The organism is Streptococcus sp. 339 (genome assembly GCF_013277285.1).
GTDB classification, from domain to species: domain Bacteria; phylum Bacillota; class Bacilli; order Lactobacillales; family Streptococcaceae; genus Streptococcus; species Streptococcus pseudopneumoniae.
Genome location: NZ_VMMR01000033.1, coordinates 1 through 12,394, shown reverse-complemented (window position 1 = coordinate 12,394; position 12,394 = coordinate 1). Strand labels below are relative to the sequence as shown.

At 38.7% G+C, this 12,394-nt stretch carries 30 protein-coding genes and 1 pseudogene; 26 read left to right on the top strand and 5 right to left on the bottom strand.

Translation table 11 applies throughout. The annotated features are described in order from the left end of the window. Positions 1-755, bottom strand: a 755-nt coding sequence (locus HT736_RS04845; RefSeq protein WP_172930795.1) for a S24 family peptidase, incomplete at its 3' end; no start/stop codon positions are given. Positions 756-924: 169 nt separating this feature from the next. Here HT736_RS04845 and HT736_RS04840 point away from each other — a divergent pair. From HT736_RS04840 to HT736_RS04830, 3 genes are all read left to right on the top strand, one after another. Then, positions 925-1,200, top strand: a complete 276-nt coding sequence (locus HT736_RS04840) for a hypothetical protein (RefSeq protein ID WP_054393268.1) — start codon at positions 925-927, stop codon at positions 1,198-1,200. A 72-nt stretch (positions 1,201-1,272) separates the two neighbouring features. Beyond that, entirely contained in the window at positions 1,273-1,416 is a 144-nt protein-coding gene (locus tag HT736_RS04835; RefSeq protein ID WP_078748297.1) for a hypothetical protein, read from the top strand. A gap of 170 nt (positions 1,417-1,586) precedes the next feature. Beyond that, entirely contained in the window at positions 1,587-1,799 is a 213-nt protein-coding gene (locus HT736_RS04830) for a hypothetical protein (protein WP_023934689.1), read from the top strand. Here HT736_RS04830 and HT736_RS04825 read toward each other — a convergent pair. Both HT736_RS04825 and HT736_RS04820 read right to left on the bottom strand, forming a co-directional pair. Further along, complete coding sequence (locus HT736_RS04825; RefSeq protein WP_023937598.1) at positions 1,775-2,455, bottom strand: DUF4145 domain-containing protein; 681 nt, start codon at positions 2,453-2,455, stop codon at positions 1,775-1,777. The genes HT736_RS04830 and HT736_RS04825 overlap by 25 nt on opposite strands. A gap of 175 nt (positions 2,456-2,630) precedes the next feature. Next, the gene (locus HT736_RS04820) at positions 2,631-2,855 is read right to left on the bottom strand and encodes a hypothetical protein (protein WP_000040990.1); all 225 of its coding nucleotides are present in this window, start codon (positions 2,853-2,855) and stop codon (positions 2,631-2,633) included. Positions 2,856-3,003: 148 nt separating this feature from the next. Here HT736_RS04820 and HT736_RS04815 point away from each other — a divergent pair, with 148 nt between their 5' ends. Genes HT736_RS04815 through HT736_RS04795 form a run of 5 tightly spaced genes read left to right on the top strand, consistent with a single transcriptional unit; the run spans position 3,004 to position 5,317 of the window. Next, positions 3,004-3,189, top strand: coding sequence for a helix-turn-helix transcriptional regulator (locus tag HT736_RS04815; RefSeq protein WP_000263488.1), 186 nt, complete (start codon positions 3,004-3,006; stop codon positions 3,187-3,189). Positions 3,190-3,201: 12 nt separating this feature from the next. Beyond that, the gene (locus tag HT736_RS04810) at positions 3,202-3,414 is read left to right on the top strand and encodes a helix-turn-helix transcriptional regulator (protein WP_001169630.1); all 213 of its coding nucleotides are present in this window, start codon (positions 3,202-3,204) and stop codon (positions 3,412-3,414) included. 39 nt (positions 3,415-3,453) lie between these two features. Next, positions 3,454-4,296, top strand: coding sequence for a replication initiator protein A (locus tag HT736_RS04805; protein WP_000236631.1), 843 nt, complete (start codon positions 3,454-3,456; stop codon positions 4,294-4,296). Between the two features lie 9 nt (positions 4,297-4,305). After that, complete coding sequence (locus tag HT736_RS04800) at positions 4,306-5,160, top strand: ATP-binding protein (RefSeq protein WP_001203053.1); 855 nt, start codon at positions 4,306-4,308, stop codon at positions 5,158-5,160. Beyond that, a complete protein-coding gene (locus tag HT736_RS04795; RefSeq protein WP_000152772.1) occupies positions 5,150-5,317 on the top strand; it encodes a hypothetical protein in 168 nt (55 codons plus the stop codon). Before HT736_RS04800 ends, HT736_RS04795 begins: the two co-directional genes overlap by 11 nt. A 296-nt stretch (positions 5,318-5,613) precedes the next feature. On the opposite strand, the pseudogene HT736_RS04790 reads toward HT736_RS04795, so the two are convergent. After that, a pseudogene (locus HT736_RS04790) lies at positions 5,614-5,775 on the bottom strand (YjzC family protein); the annotation flags it as partial. A 116-nt stretch (positions 5,776-5,891) separates the two neighbouring features. Here HT736_RS04790 and HT736_RS04785 point away from each other — a divergent pair. Continuing rightward, positions 5,892-6,035: a hypothetical protein gene (locus HT736_RS04785; protein WP_023934258.1), complete on the top strand. Its 144-nt coding sequence runs from the start codon at positions 5,892-5,894 to the stop codon at positions 6,033-6,035. Further along, positions 6,032-6,202, top strand: coding sequence for a hypothetical protein (locus tag HT736_RS04780; protein WP_000656630.1), 171 nt, complete (start codon positions 6,032-6,034; stop codon positions 6,200-6,202). The genes HT736_RS04785 and HT736_RS04780 overlap by 4 nt, the downstream gene beginning before the upstream one ends. On the opposite strand, the gene HT736_RS04775 is transcribed toward HT736_RS04780, so the two are convergent. Next, positions 6,195-6,356 carry a hypothetical protein gene (locus HT736_RS04775; RefSeq protein ID WP_237701456.1) on the bottom strand — a complete coding sequence of 54 codons (162 nt, stop codon included), beginning with the start codon at positions 6,354-6,356 and terminating at the stop codon, positions 6,195-6,197. The genes HT736_RS04780 and HT736_RS04775 overlap by 8 nt on opposite strands. 196 nt (positions 6,357-6,552) lie before the next feature. Between HT736_RS04775 and HT736_RS04770 the strand changes: the two genes are divergently transcribed. The 16 genes from HT736_RS04770 to HT736_RS04695 all read left to right on the top strand — a co-directional run. Beyond that, the gene (locus HT736_RS04770) at positions 6,553-6,819 is read left to right on the top strand and encodes a hypothetical protein (RefSeq protein WP_000450963.1); all 267 of its coding nucleotides are present in this window, start codon (positions 6,553-6,555) and stop codon (positions 6,817-6,819) included. A gap of 87 nt (positions 6,820-6,906) precedes the next feature. Further along, positions 6,907-7,164 carry a hypothetical protein gene (locus HT736_RS04765; protein WP_000608473.1) on the top strand — a complete coding sequence of 86 codons (258 nt, stop codon included), beginning with the start codon at positions 6,907-6,909 and terminating at the stop codon, positions 7,162-7,164. Beyond that, positions 7,164-7,511, top strand: a complete 348-nt coding sequence (locus tag HT736_RS04760; protein ID WP_023934259.1) for a hypothetical protein — start codon at positions 7,164-7,166, stop codon at positions 7,509-7,511. The genes HT736_RS04765 and HT736_RS04760 overlap by 1 nt, the downstream gene beginning before the upstream one ends. Positions 7,512-7,527: 16 nt before the next feature. Next, complete coding sequence (locus tag HT736_RS04755; protein ID WP_000196747.1) at positions 7,528-7,671, top strand: hypothetical protein; 144 nt, start codon at positions 7,528-7,530, stop codon at positions 7,669-7,671. 105 nt (positions 7,672-7,776) lie between these two features. Next, a complete protein-coding gene (locus tag HT736_RS04750) occupies positions 7,777-7,953 on the top strand; it encodes a hypothetical protein (protein ID WP_023934261.1) in 177 nt (58 codons plus the stop codon). Positions 7,954-8,079: 126 nt separating this feature from the next. Continuing rightward, positions 8,080-8,553, top strand: coding sequence for a siphovirus Gp157 family protein (locus tag HT736_RS04745; protein ID WP_000224405.1), 474 nt, complete (start codon positions 8,080-8,082; stop codon positions 8,551-8,553). A gap of 10 nt (positions 8,554-8,563) precedes the next feature. Beyond that, positions 8,564-9,187 carry an ERF family protein gene (locus HT736_RS04740; RefSeq protein ID WP_000163474.1) on the top strand — a complete coding sequence of 208 codons (624 nt, stop codon included), beginning with the start codon at positions 8,564-8,566 and terminating at the stop codon, positions 9,185-9,187. 3 nt (positions 9,188-9,190) lie between these two features. Next, entirely contained in the window at positions 9,191-9,613 is a 423-nt protein-coding gene (ssb, locus tag HT736_RS04735) for a single-stranded DNA-binding protein (RefSeq protein WP_000609572.1), read from the top strand. A 12-nt stretch (positions 9,614-9,625) separates the two neighbouring features. Further along, positions 9,626-9,988, top strand: coding sequence for a helix-turn-helix transcriptional regulator (locus HT736_RS04730; RefSeq protein ID WP_023934262.1), 363 nt, complete (start codon positions 9,626-9,628; stop codon positions 9,986-9,988). Further along, on the top strand, positions 9,966-10,391 hold the full coding sequence (locus HT736_RS04725; RefSeq protein WP_001158043.1) for a hypothetical protein: 426 nt from the start codon (positions 9,966-9,968) through the stop codon (positions 10,389-10,391). The genes HT736_RS04730 and HT736_RS04725 overlap by 23 nt, the downstream gene beginning before the upstream one ends. Positions 10,392-10,406: 15 nt before the next feature. Further along, entirely contained in the window at positions 10,407-10,574 is a 168-nt protein-coding gene (locus HT736_RS04720; RefSeq protein ID WP_000580654.1) for a hypothetical protein, read from the top strand. 167 nt (positions 10,575-10,741) lie between these two features. After that, positions 10,742-11,047: a hypothetical protein gene (locus HT736_RS04715; protein WP_023934263.1), complete on the top strand. Its 306-nt coding sequence runs from the start codon at positions 10,742-10,744 to the stop codon at positions 11,045-11,047. Next, the gene (locus tag HT736_RS04710) at positions 11,047-11,208 is read left to right on the top strand and encodes a hypothetical protein (RefSeq protein ID WP_023934264.1); all 162 of its coding nucleotides are present in this window, start codon (positions 11,047-11,049) and stop codon (positions 11,206-11,208) included. The genes HT736_RS04715 and HT736_RS04710 overlap by 1 nt, the downstream gene beginning before the upstream one ends. Positions 11,209-11,236: 28 nt before the next feature. Next, positions 11,237-11,932 (top strand): site-specific DNA-methyltransferase, encoded by a 696-nt coding sequence (locus HT736_RS04705; protein ID WP_172923250.1) that lies wholly within the window; start codon positions 11,237-11,239, stop codon positions 11,930-11,932. Between the two features lie 9 nt (positions 11,933-11,941). Continuing rightward, positions 11,942-12,139, top strand: coding sequence for a hypothetical protein (locus tag HT736_RS04700; RefSeq protein ID WP_023934265.1), 198 nt, complete (start codon positions 11,942-11,944; stop codon positions 12,137-12,139). Next, a partial coding sequence (locus HT736_RS04695; RefSeq protein ID WP_000819334.1) for a DUF1372 family protein occupies positions 12,136-12,394 on the top strand: 259 nt, incomplete at its 3' end. The genes HT736_RS04700 and HT736_RS04695, both read left to right, overlap by 4 nt.

The window sequence follows — 12,394 nt, the reverse complement described above, 5'->3', positions numbered from 1 at the left end:
TCCCCTCTATACACCCCGATAACTGCATAAATCTTGATGTGCGTGTCTTCGGCTGGTGGGAAGTCTAGGATGATGTCTTCGTACTTGTCATTGAGTGATACGAGGCGTAAGCGTCCGTTTTCGGTATAGATCTTCTTAAAGTAAGAACGGTCTCCGTATGCGATAACTGCTAGGTCTCCGTTGTAGGTGGTCAGTCCTTTGTCTACTAAATAGAGAATATCTCCGTCTTGGTAGTCAGGCTGCATGGAGTCTCCGCTGACCTTAGTCGCAATGTCGTGACGTGGCGGTTGCTGGTCAACCTCTATAGTCTCTCTGTCTGTATCGTCGTACCCAAATCCATAGTTAAATCCAGAAGCTGCGGCTGTCTCAGATACAACCTCAACTTGGTACAAGTCGAGAACTTTCTCCGATACTTCGTTTATCTTCGTTTCTTCTTCGTTTTTCTGCTCGTCCAGTTGCCTCTTTGCATAATTCAGGACTTTGGCTTGTCTTGGAGGTTTTAGTTCGTCGTAGATGGTTTGGATTGGGGAAGTGGCTTTATCAACATGACTTGAAAAATCTTCACCGAGTAGCAGGGATTTTTTGATACCAAAAATAGCAGACATCTGCTCTATATTATTCATTAGAGGCTGGTTTCTACCAACTTCCCACGCCGATATAGCAGTAGGAGCCACTGACAGTTTCTTAGCCAATTCCTTTTGAGTAAGTCCAGATAGTTTACGATAGTACTTTATATTTTGAGCCAATGAATCCATTCGCTAACTCCTTTCTTTCCTTTGTTTTATACCCCTATTGTACACTTAAAGTGTAAAAAAGTAAAATTTTTTTAACAAAAAGGCAAAAAACACTTGCAACTACACTTGAAGTGTAGTATAATATAATCAAGCTTAAGGAAATAACAAAAACAAACCGGAGGGAAACACCATGAACACATTAAACGAGAAAGCAATCAACATCTTTAAAGCAGTAGCTAAGGAAACTTTAATCCAAGGTACTTACGAGGAAAACTTCCTCTACAGCCAACTTGAAACATTCTGTACTAACTGCCGTCAATTCGCTTTTGGATGGACAGAGTTAGCAGAGGAGATTGAACGCCAAGAGCGTTACCTTCTTGATGCTGGTTTCACTCAAGAGGAAATCGATGACATTCGTTTTGATGCAGCATTTGCAGGAATGCTTGATAAACTAAATGTAGCCTGATTGGTATCACCAAGGTTCAAATCCTTGGCAGGTTGTTGCTCATAGAGCAAAATAAAACAGGAGGTAAGGCAAATGATGGAACACATCATAAAAAGCCTAGCAACCAAGGACACTGCAACCGTCATCTTGGCACTAGGCTTAGTCAGAGAAGCTCGTCTTTGGCATAAGCAGTACTTAGCTTACAAGCTCAAAGACAAAGAGCTTAAGAAAAAGTAGAGAAAGGGGCAGAAGCCCCAACCTCTACTTGATAGTGTACCATCATTTGCCGTGAAAAGCAATGAGTGAAGAAATTGGATTGATAATCCTAGCAGGATTTGTGGTTGTGTCTTTTACTATCCGTCAGATAGTGAAGTACCGATGTGATAAAAAAGATAAGGAGTAGGGGAATGCCAGGACAAAAAGAAAAATACCACGATAGACGTGGTAGACCTGATGAGTTGAAGGTTGAAAAAGTTATCCATCTTTCAATTTTGAGAGGCGAAGGAACCGAGACGGATGGCATTAGGGTTGTAGAACAGTATTATAACATGGACGGCAATCTAATATTTGAGTTAGATCCTTGCTCTCCGCATTATCAAGAATTTTTAGGTTTGCGTTGATTTTGTTTATCTTTGTCCAAATCTAAAATATCTTGTAGTAATTGCTCGTTATCATGGCGTTCAATATACCATTTTTGCATAAGTAGTTCTATAAACTTCAGCAACTTGTGAGCCTCATTTGATTCGATATCCACTATAAGATTTACATCTTTTTCTGGATGGGCGCCAATGTTTCCAAGTTTTCGTAGAGCGTCGAGTACATTTTTAGTGCTAGGGTCAACAGCCTCTTTTAAAGCATCTATCTCATCTACTAACCTTGCTTTAGAAATTCCCCAAAAATCTCTAATCATTCCTTGTAGACAACGTCTAGAGAGGGTAGCAGAAGCTTTGGGGCTGAGATCTAAGATAGCGTGAGCTTCTTCATAATCACTTCTGATAGCCTGAGGGATGTAGTCTGGATAGACTTTTGCAAGTGAAATAGGGTTGAAGTGCATAATACGATTTGGAAATTGACTACCAACGCCCACGATATCAATCGAAACTTTATGACAGTTTGGACACTTCATTGATTGTATTTTTATTTTATCGCTCATATTTTCGTCACTTATAAAATGTGAACGACGAATCAAAAAGTAGTGTTCGTCTTCTCGGAATGTATCGTAGTGCTTTGGAATAGAACAACCGCAAAATAAGCAGAATAGTTGATTAGAATCCATAAGATTTCTCCAATCATTTTTATTTTGATTATACCACATTTGAAAGGGGGTGAGGATATGAGGCCAAGACGATATCCGTATAGTGGGAAAAGAAAAAAGCAATCTGATAGACAGATCGCTAAGTTAAAAAGAGATATTGATGTAAATCGTACAAATATATCATCTTTAAAATTCGTTATAGAAACTTTAAGTAACCATCAGAATTATCGATAACTTGATAACCTTGAGCAGTTGCTTCTTCGATAATTTCAGCTTTAGACATTTCAAAATCAGATAACTGAATTACTGCGCTAGGTTTATCAGTAGTCGACTCTGAAAAATAAGATAATAGAATATTATCGAGATTTTCCCAGGTTAGTTTCTTAACAACGTGGTTTGGCTTATGGCTAAGCTTACTCATTTTTTGAACCTCCTTTCTATTGAAATTTTGACTAAAACATGAGAGGTCTTAGTCAAGATATATTATAACCCAAACGTATTTGGTTGTCAACATATTGTATAAGAAAGGATTTAGTGTGCTTGAAAAGCACAACATATGGTGTTTTTTGATGTGGGATAAAATTGAAAAACAATTAAAAATAAAAGGCTGGTCGATGTATCGTTTAGCTAAGGAATCGGGTGTCCATCCATCTAATTTTTCAAATCTGAAGGCTGGTAGGATGAAAGAGATGTCGTGGACGAATATGTGCAAAATCGCTGATGCACTGGAAGTCAGCTTAGACGAATTAAGATAAGGGGGTGAGTGCGTGCAAAAAATTAGCTTAAAAATGGCGAGAATAAAAACAGGAATGACTCAAGAGGAAATCGCTAAAAAATTAGGAATCTCTAGAAATACATACATGGATTATGAAAGATATGATACACCTATGAGAATAACTACAGCTATAGATTTCTGTCGTATAGTTGATATTCCACTGGATGAAATTTTTTTCGAGAAAAACTACACTTCAAGTGTATAGTTTCTGGGGATTTTTATAAATAGGAGGTGATTTAGTTGAATGGTGATACAAAAAGACGACATCGAAGATTTCCTTGACTTCATAAAAATACCAGTTGTTTTGATTAAAGACAAAGCGTTTTCAGAATTAAGTATGGAAGCAAAAGTTTTGTATTCAATTATGAAAGATAGGCTTAAATTGTCTTTGAAGAATAACTGGATTGATGAAAAAGGAGCATATATTCATTTATCGATTGAAGAGCTACAAAAAGATTATTTTGTTCAGTTATCAAAACCTACAATCATCAAGAGAAAAAAGGAATTAGTTGATTTTGGCTTGATTGAATTAAAAAAGCAATTTAACAAAAGCGACAAGATTTATGTAAATAGGTTATCTAGTTACATAAGTAAAAATTCTTTACCTACGGAAGTAAAAAACTTTGACCACATAAGTAAAAATTCTTTACCTACGGAAGTAAAAAACTTTGATTCTAATCAGAGTTACATTAATCAGAGTTACATAAACAGAATTACTGAACCAGATGGTGCTGGTGCTAATAATCTATATAGTATAGAGGACGCACCCGAAAATGACTTGGGGATTGTTCACGATTGGATTTTTTCAGAGTTTGGCAGATACCCAACACCGTTTGAGATTGAGGATTTGAAATACTTCTTGCAAGACCATAGTAAAGAGGTTATCAAGTTAGCAATCAAGGAATGTGTGGGCAATGGTAAACCTTACTTTAAGTATCTTGAGAGTATTTTGAGAGACTGGAAACAGAAAGGTCTAGTGACTGCTGAGTTGGTAGAGAATAGACAGAGACCGAAGCGGTCAAGTGGGAAGCCAAGCAGTGAGTTAAGATTGTCAGACGACGGTTACAACCCACGACTGGGATTCTAGGAGGGTGCTATGCGAGCAGTATCAAGAGATGAATTGCAGGGTAGATTTTTACAGATTGAAACCTTGAATACCCAATGCCCCAAGCATGAGGGAGTCTATATGTGGCGCTCAGTCAACCCTTGCACGCAGAATGTGCTGACTTATTGCCCTGAATGCGGACAGGAGAAAATCCACAGTCAAGCAGGAGAGCAACTGGCGCAAGCTGAGGCTCAAATTAGAAATACAAGGTCTTACTCTTTGTTTGCTAAGGAGAGTATTATTCCGCCTGATTTGAAGAATGCGACTATCGGCAGCTTTGAGATTCACACAGACCAAGATGCTGAGGCGGTCAATTTCGCTAAACGTGTGACGGTTGACTATGTGAAAGAGCGATATGAAGGGAATACGATTATCAGTGGTCCGCCTGGAGTTGGGAAGAGCCATCTAGCAATTGGAATTGCTAAGACACTGAACGAGAGTTTCCAGAAGTTCCAGTTGAAGCGCTCGGTGGTCTATATTCCCTCCATGGAACTATTCTCACGGATGAAAGACGCTTTTAGATACAAGGATTCCAAGTGGGAAGAAAGACGGACTATCCAGTTCTTGCAGAAAGTGGACTACTTGATTTTGGACGATCTTGGCAAAGAGTCAAGTGTAGGCGATGAAATCAAGCAGGGGAACAACTGGATGCAAAAAGTCCTGTATCAGATACTTGAAAACAGGACGAACACGATTATTACAACCAACTACGGGGGCAATCACTTGGAGAAACTTTACGAGAAAAGCCTCGTAGATAGAATAACGAAAGGAAACATGAAGACCAATGCGTTCAAATTTAGCAATGACACAGAGTCTAGACGCACCTTGTCAGCAAGTGACTATTAAAGAGCGTCAGCAGATTATTGAACAGTTTGAAGAAAAACATTACGGATTGTCTAGCTTGCTGAAAGAGCGGTTGTTGATTACAAGCGACTACCAATTTACAAGAAAGATGAACGAACTACGAGCCTTTGCCAGAAATGGCGGGATTTATACGAGTTAGGAGGTGAGGAAATGAGACCAAGACGATATCCGTATAGTGGGAAAAGAAAAAAGCCTATCAATTTTCAGATAGACTTAGAAAAATTTAAGCGTCTTAGCTATGAAGCCATTCATGATACTTCTCAAGTAACTCAATAGGAGGAAGGAATAAAATGATTCACCATTATATAACTCACTATGCCAGCAATGGGAAAGATTACGCCGAAGCATGGATTCAAATTGATTTTTTGGGAATGTGCTTTTGTGTATGGAAAAAGCGTACAACCATTGAACGATTGTACGCAAACGAAGATTAGACTTTTTCCAACCGTTGCCTTTAGCAGATGTCGGAGGGAGCCGATCACCTTTTCCGATAGTTGCGGTATGACCATTAGTAACTTTTCCGCCACGAGGTCCTACCTCTACATAGCGACCAGGTTTCTGATTATCTGTTCCAGGTTTTATTGGAGTATTTGCCATACTATCTCCTCCTTTCTATTGGAATTTTGACTAAAACGGTGAGAGGTCCTAGTCAAGAGTATTATAGCAATTTAGGAGGATATTACATCAGTCTTGAGGCTGATATAGGAGGTTGAATGGAAGATAAAATTATCGAACTTGCTGATTACTTCATCAGCGAGAACACAACGTACAGAGAAGCTAAAATAGCGTGTGAGAAGCTATTGAAACAAGTCAGCCATGAGATAGAACTCAGGGCGATGGAAAGTAGGACAGTATGAAAGAAGCAGTAAAGGAATTTCTAAAATTCAGGAGCCGATTTACAAAAATAGAATGGTTTGAAATTAACCAAGCTATCGAAGCTCGTTTAAATCAAAAAGCCGACCAGTTGAAACTGGACGACTTAGATTTAGAAATCATTTCTAGCAGACTAGAAAAAGTTATCTAGAAACGATTTGAATGAACATTGGATGGATACGATAGTCAGCGCCACGATAGTGAATGTAGATATAATCCTGATGGTACATCGAGTTTGCTTCAGGTTTAGAAATTGGTGAGTAGAGTTCTGCATTTTCTTCCCACCAAATGTAAGGACTAGCCATATTTGGTCCCATTACACAATCGTCGTCGGCTGATAGGTTCACCCAATTTCCGCAAAGACATGCGTGAATTTCAGTCATAATATTACCTCCTTTCTGGTTTCATTATAGCAGAAAAGGAGATAGCAAAAAAGCACCTGACGGCAATCAGGCGCATGACAAAATTATTCAAGAAAATTATACCACGAAAGGAGCAAAAATGGAAACAGTTCAAATCGTGAGAATTAAAGACGTGATCATCGAGAAGATTTCTGCAAACGATGAAGAACTAGAGCACATCTTTGGATGTTCAAAACGACAAGCGGGAGATATGAGGCGAGAGATGAAAAAATTACCTAGTCAACAAAAATACCTTAGAAACGATGGTCAGCTTGTCACAATCAAAGGTTTTGATGCTTATCTGCAATATCGAGGCAGTCAATCATGGAAGAAAGAAATGTCTAAAACCGTTAAGATGACACGATAGCAGAATAATAACTACTAACTTTACAACAAACTACTACTAATCTAAATAAAAGAAAGGGATAACTGAGTTATCCACAGGAGAAAAACAATGATTAACAAAGACCAAATTATCAAAGCGCAACAGGAAAAAATTGAACGCATTGAACAGTTACAAAAAAAGCTACATAAATTATCTACGCTTGGATTGCTAACTACAAAACTTTTGGGGCTACCTAATGAGTTAGAAAAGCCGTTGAAAGTAACCCACGACATCTCACATGTCATCAAGGATGTATTGGATGGCATGAGCCCAAGTGAGGCGATTAAGCAGAATATGGCAGAAGAAGATGATGAAGAGGAAGAATAATGTTTGAACCACCATTAGTTAGCCAGCTTTTAGGAACTGGTGCAGTGATTTTAGGATTTATCGGTGCAGGGCTTCTAGCTCATCAGATGGATAAGCAGGAAGAGGAGAAAATCCGCCAGAAGGAAGAAGAAAGACGAGAAGAGCAAGAATTTGCGTCTATGATTATCCAAGGTTACAACCAAGCATACGAACGTGGTAGAGAGGCACAGCGACAAGAAATCCGCAAGAATATCCGCAGAGAGTTCAAAGGCTTCACCTACGACAACGAACCGCCTCAAGGATTGCGCCCTGAGCCTCTAGCCTTGCCAGAACCACGAAGAGCACGCCATGCAAAGTATTTGGGATAGAGCAAAGGAGACGCTAATGACTAGAATTGAACTTGAAAACCGTGTATGGCTTTTGGCCAATCATGAAGAAAAAAACGAATTGCTGGATCTTGGGCTAACATCAAAGGCTAGATATGTGAAACGAGTGCTGGAACTTGGAAAGGTGTATGCTCATGTTTGATTACGACAGAGATATAATGCAACCGCCTGAAGAACGTGAGGAACTTGACCCAAGCCAGTACATCTATGTTGGCTGTGGGCAGTATCGATACGTGGGGGATGAAGTATGATTCAGGAGCTACACGAAGAAATCGATAATTGGCGAGCTGAATATATTCATCTTGGCCGAGAGCTCGGGGAAATCATCAACGAGCAACAAAATATTATTTTGAAATTGCAAAACGAAAATAGACACTTAAAACGTGAAAATTGGAATTTGAAGAAGACGAAAGGAAGAAGATGAGCTTTTAGAAGGCTCTAAAATCGCCTGTATGCGATTTTAAGAAGCAGGTATATAAATTATCGAACGAAGAATAAAAAACGGAAATAGACCCCAAATATGAATAATGAGGGACATAGGAGAGAAACGATGGCAACACTTTACGAATTGACAGGACAATTTCTTGATGTTTACAACTTGGAGTTGGACGAAGAAACAAAACTAGACACCTTGGATTCCATTGATTGGGAAATTGAGTATGAAACCAAGGTAGAAAACTATATCAAGGTCATGAAGAACCTTGAAGCGGACGTTGAGGCTCGTAAGAATGAAATTAAGCGCTTGATGGAGCTAAACAAGGCAGACGAGAAGAAGAAAGAACACTTGAAAGATACACTTTCAGCAAGCATGAGCCTGACAGGTCATGAACGTGTTGATACACCACTTTTCAAGGTATCATTTAGAAAATCTCAAGCCGTGGAGGTAGACGAAGCAGTCTTGCCAGAATATTACAAGGTAGCAACTTGGAAAGCGGATAAGAAACGCTTGAAAGAGGACTTGAAGAAGGGACTTGAAATCATTGGTGCAAGTTTGGTTGAGCATAAAAACTTGAGTATCAGATAGGAGTTAGGATATGACAAAATTAGCTTTTTCAGAATTGCAAAAGAGAATGCAACTAGAAAAAAAGAAAAAACAAGGTGTAAATTACGCTTTCCGAAATGCTGAGGATATTTATACAAAATTTAAAGAAATCAATACCGACTGGGAATTGACTGTATCAGACGATTTGTTTGGTGTAGGGGAACGTATTTTTGTAAAATCAACCGCTATTGTATCAAACGGAGATAAACAATTTCAGTCAGTTGGTTTTGCGGAATTGGATAAGGTTCCTGTGTTTAAAACAGGAAACCAGCAAATGCAAGTACCACAATGGACAGGAGCGGTTAGTTCTTATGCTCGCAAATATGCACTACAGGGGTTGTTTGGAATCGGAGAGAAAGATGTTGACGAATATCCAAGTGATATGAACGAAGCTGAAAATCAACAAGCTAAAAAAGCTAATGACCCAGTTATCTCAGTTGAAAAAGCAAACTACTATCTGAAAGAAATTGCTGCTATTTCTGTTGAAAAAGGCAAAGAGGATGGCTCTATCGTTAAATGGTTCTTGAACCATCTTGGAGTGGTCGATTATAAGATGATTAAGCAGTCGCAGATTGAAGATGCGGATATGTTACTTGCTAAATTGAAAGGAAACTAGAAAATGATAAATAATGTCGTATTAGTTGGTCGTTTGACCAAAGACGCAGAATTACGCTACACACAATCAAATGTGGCAGTCGCTACGTTTACTCTTGCAGTAAATCGCACATTTAAAAGCGAGAATGGAGAGCGTGAAGCTGATTTTATCAATTGCGTTATGTGGCGCAAGCAGGCTGAAAATCTTGCTAACTGGGCTAAGAAAGGCGCTTTGATTGGAATCACTGGACGCATTCAGACTCGGACTTATGATAACCAACAAGGACAACGTGTCTATGTGACAGAAGTGGTTGCTGAGAATTTCCAGCTGATGGAATTTAAGAAAGATGGTAGTCAACCAGTAGTTGATAACCACGACCAGCAAGCACCTAATTTTGCGAGAAATTCAAATCCGATGGATATTTCGGATGATGATTTGCCATTTTAAATAGGTGTTTTGATGAACAGACTAAAAGAATTAAAACAAGCAAAAAAGCTATCTCAAAAGGAAATAGCAAAAGAAATGAGCATATCAGAAAAGACTCTATCGCGCTGGGAAAACGGAGAAAGCCAAATTAAACCAGAAAAAGCCCAGCAACTTGCTAAATACCTCGGGGTAAACGTTGGATATCTGTTGGGGTATGAAAGCAACCCATTGGAACGACTGAAAAGCTTAGTTGATGAATTAAAGGAGCACAAGGACTTGTTAGGAGTTCTGGATTGGTACACAGCTTTTGATTTAGCTAATGACATTCTTGCAATAGCAAGCGTGGAAAAAGCTAGATGGCTAGGGAGGTTGAATGCAGGAGAGATTGATTCTTAAATTTGAGTTGAACAGGAAGCAGATGATTAACTCAAATGATAGACCGCACTTTCATCAAAAGGCTAAAACAACTAAGTTCTTACGGCAGTTAGCCGAATACGAGGGCAAGAATGTACTGAGAGATTACTTTGGCTTACCTTACAGCGAGGACAAACCTTGCAAGGTTAAGGTTCGGATATATCCTCCGACAAATCGGAAGTATGACCCACCGAACTGGTCGCCCACAAGCAAGGCTTTGTTTGATGGTTTGACGGACGCTAAGATTTGGACAGATGATAATTACAACGTGATAGTATCGACTGAGTTCATGCACGGTGGCAAGTCCGGAAATAAGAATTATAGGATTGAGCTGGAGATTTACGAATATCACGAGATATTGCAGAGGATAGTTGATGGGATTTGATAGGAGGATAGAAATATGATTGGAGTAACCTATCAGGAAATTCATCTCTTTGTTGAGTTTTTGAAAAAGCAGTATGGGCAAGGGCGTCCAGACTATATTGAAGCCCTGAACGACTTAGACGGTATGGTGGAAGTCTCCTATAGAGAAGCTATTGAAAGATTTTTAGACGATGAATTACGATAAACAGGTAGTAATCGAAGGACTGAAACGCACAATTGAGCAAAATGAATAGAAGATAATCGAGTATTCGAAACCGTGCGATGCACGCAAGAGACGGATTAGAGCGCTGGAGCGCGATTTGTTGAAGAAAAAGAATAAAGAATTGAGGAAAAAAGTAGAGGAGTTGGAAGATGAAATATAAAGTGACAGAATACCATTCAGATTTTCAAGAAGAACAGACTGGCACTTGCGAATTGTGTTTTGGTACAGCGTGGGTTGAAAATGGTTCAATAACGGTTGAAGATGAAAATGGAACTGAAACAGAAATTTATTTAACTGTTTGGGATTGGGGCGATTACGACACAATCTACATTGATAATGTGGTTAATTTCTCAGCTTGGTTGCAAGAAAGGGAAGTTGACCCAATCGTTGAAGAAACCGAACGTTGGTCGTGGTTGCATGAATTGGTAGAAAAATATAATGAGGAGGTGGAGTGATGAGCCTTACGCTAAATAGCACAATTCGAGACTTAGTTTTGGCAATCGGAGAAGTTATCGTGGGTTCTGATGGTAAAACCACTACAGCGATACTGGAGATACCTAATCAAAGCTTTTACTTAGAGATTGAGCTTAAATTGAAGGAGGAGGTCGCAGATTGAAACGATTCATATTTAGGAGGTATAGCCAGTGGAAGTAGATAAAATTATAAAAAAAGATGTCTTGGAATTTATGGAAACAATTCCTGATAATAAAATTGATTTAATCGTAACAGACCCGCCTTATTTGATAAATTACAAAACAAATTGGAGGAAAGAAAAACATAAATTTTCAAACGTTATTGAAAATGATAACAATCCTGAATTGATAAAAGAGTATATAAAAGAGTGTTTTCGAATTTTAAAAGATGATACGGCTATTTATATATTTTGTTCGTTTGATAAAGTTGATTTTTTTAAAAAAGAAATTGAGAAATATTTCACGGTAAAAAATATTATTATTTGGAGAAAAAATAATCACACTGCTGGCGATTTGGAAGCGCAATTTGGAAAGCAGTACGAAATGATAATATTGGCGAACAAAGGACGAAAGAAATTTAATGGCGAGCGCCTAACAGATGTTTGGGATTTCAAGCGAGTCAGCTCAGATAAACTACTCCATCAAAATCAAAAACCTATCGAATTGATAAAAAGGTGCATTGTAAAACACTCAAACATTGGAGATATTGTATTCGATGGATTTATGGGAAGTGGAACGACAGCGCTGGCAGCATTAGAGCTAGATAGGCATTTTATAGGAACTGAAATAGATGACTATTATTTTGATATAGCAGAGGAGCGGATAAAAAACCATAACGCTCAATTAAGTTTATTTGATGAGGTATGAGGTGGAGTGATGGCTAGAAAGGTACAAGCAACGCTTACCAAAGATATGTATGACCATGTCGAAACCATCAAAGAATATTATGGTTATAGAAGCATATCAGAAGTGGTCAATAAAGCATTTGAAAAGTTAGTAAATGAACATACCGACAATGAAATATATAAATATTATTTGCAAAAAGTAAGAGATGGAAGAGAGGTCACATATTGAAACGTTTTATCGCAATCTGGATTCTGGTATCTGCTGGACTAAACATCTGGCAGATGGACAGGATTCGAGATTTGGAAGAGAAGAAGCCGCTGGTTATCTATAAGGCGGATAACGCAGGCGCTGAGATTTTTGGTAAGGTCGTCGAGAAGGGGCGGCACGGCAAGTTATACACGCTTACTATTCGTGACTACGGCATTTTCGTAGTTACTAAGGACGTGTATGAGAAGATTAGAGTAGGGGATGAGGTACTACTAT

Bases quoted from the DNA above. Each gene is read 5' to 3' on its own strand.
- HT736_RS04840 (WP_054393268.1), top strand. From the start codon at position 925: ATGAACACATTAAACGAGAAAGCAATCAACATCTTTAAAGCAGTAGCT.
- HT736_RS04835 (WP_078748297.1), top strand. From the start codon at position 1,273: ATGATGGAACACATCATAAAAAGCCTAGCAACCAAGGACACTGCAACC.
- HT736_RS04830 (WP_023934689.1), top strand. From the start codon at position 1,587: ATGCCAGGACAAAAAGAAAAATACCACGATAGACGTGGTAGACCTGAT.
- HT736_RS04825 (WP_023937598.1), bottom strand. From the start codon at position 2,455: ATGGATTCTAATCAACTATTCTGCTTATTTTGCGGTTGTTCTATTCCA.
- HT736_RS04820 (WP_000040990.1), bottom strand. From the start codon at position 2,855: ATGAGTAAGCTTAGCCATAAGCCAAACCACGTTGTTAAGAAACTAACC.
- HT736_RS04815 (WP_000263488.1), top strand. From the start codon at position 3,004: ATGTGGGATAAAATTGAAAAACAATTAAAAATAAAAGGCTGGTCGATG.
- HT736_RS04805 (WP_000236631.1), top strand. From the start codon at position 3,454: ATGGTGATACAAAAAGACGACATCGAAGATTTCCTTGACTTCATAAAA.
- HT736_RS04800 (WP_001203053.1), top strand. From the start codon at position 4,306: ATGCGAGCAGTATCAAGAGATGAATTGCAGGGTAGATTTTTACAGATT.
- HT736_RS04785 (WP_023934258.1), top strand. From the start codon at position 5,892: ATGGAAGATAAAATTATCGAACTTGCTGATTACTTCATCAGCGAGAAC.
- HT736_RS04780 (WP_000656630.1), top strand. From the start codon at position 6,032: ATGAAAGAAGCAGTAAAGGAATTTCTAAAATTCAGGAGCCGATTTACA.
- HT736_RS04775 (WP_237701456.1), bottom strand. From the start codon at position 6,356: ATGGCTAGTCCTTACATTTGGTGGGAAGAAAATGCAGAACTCTACTCA.
- HT736_RS04770 (WP_000450963.1), top strand. From the start codon at position 6,553: ATGGAAACAGTTCAAATCGTGAGAATTAAAGACGTGATCATCGAGAAG.
- HT736_RS04765 (WP_000608473.1), top strand. From the start codon at position 6,907: ATGATTAACAAAGACCAAATTATCAAAGCGCAACAGGAAAAAATTGAA.
- HT736_RS04760 (WP_023934259.1), top strand. From the start codon at position 7,164: ATGTTTGAACCACCATTAGTTAGCCAGCTTTTAGGAACTGGTGCAGTG.
- HT736_RS04755 (WP_000196747.1), top strand. From the start codon at position 7,528: ATGACTAGAATTGAACTTGAAAACCGTGTATGGCTTTTGGCCAATCAT.
- HT736_RS04750 (WP_023934261.1), top strand. From the start codon at position 7,777: ATGATTCAGGAGCTACACGAAGAAATCGATAATTGGCGAGCTGAATAT.
- HT736_RS04745 (WP_000224405.1), top strand. From the start codon at position 8,080: ATGGCAACACTTTACGAATTGACAGGACAATTTCTTGATGTTTACAAC.
- HT736_RS04740 (WP_000163474.1), top strand. From the start codon at position 8,564: ATGACAAAATTAGCTTTTTCAGAATTGCAAAAGAGAATGCAACTAGAA.
- ssb (WP_000609572.1), top strand. From the start codon at position 9,191: ATGATAAATAATGTCGTATTAGTTGGTCGTTTGACCAAAGACGCAGAA.
- HT736_RS04730 (WP_023934262.1), top strand. From the start codon at position 9,626: ATGAACAGACTAAAAGAATTAAAACAAGCAAAAAAGCTATCTCAAAAG.
- HT736_RS04725 (WP_001158043.1), top strand. From the start codon at position 9,966: ATGCAGGAGAGATTGATTCTTAAATTTGAGTTGAACAGGAAGCAGATG.
- HT736_RS04720 (WP_000580654.1), top strand. From the start codon at position 10,407: ATGATTGGAGTAACCTATCAGGAAATTCATCTCTTTGTTGAGTTTTTG.
- HT736_RS04715 (WP_023934263.1), top strand. From the start codon at position 10,742: ATGAAATATAAAGTGACAGAATACCATTCAGATTTTCAAGAAGAACAG.
- HT736_RS04710 (WP_023934264.1), top strand. From the start codon at position 11,047: ATGAGCCTTACGCTAAATAGCACAATTCGAGACTTAGTTTTGGCAATC.
- HT736_RS04700 (WP_023934265.1), top strand. From the start codon at position 11,942: ATGGCTAGAAAGGTACAAGCAACGCTTACCAAAGATATGTATGACCAT.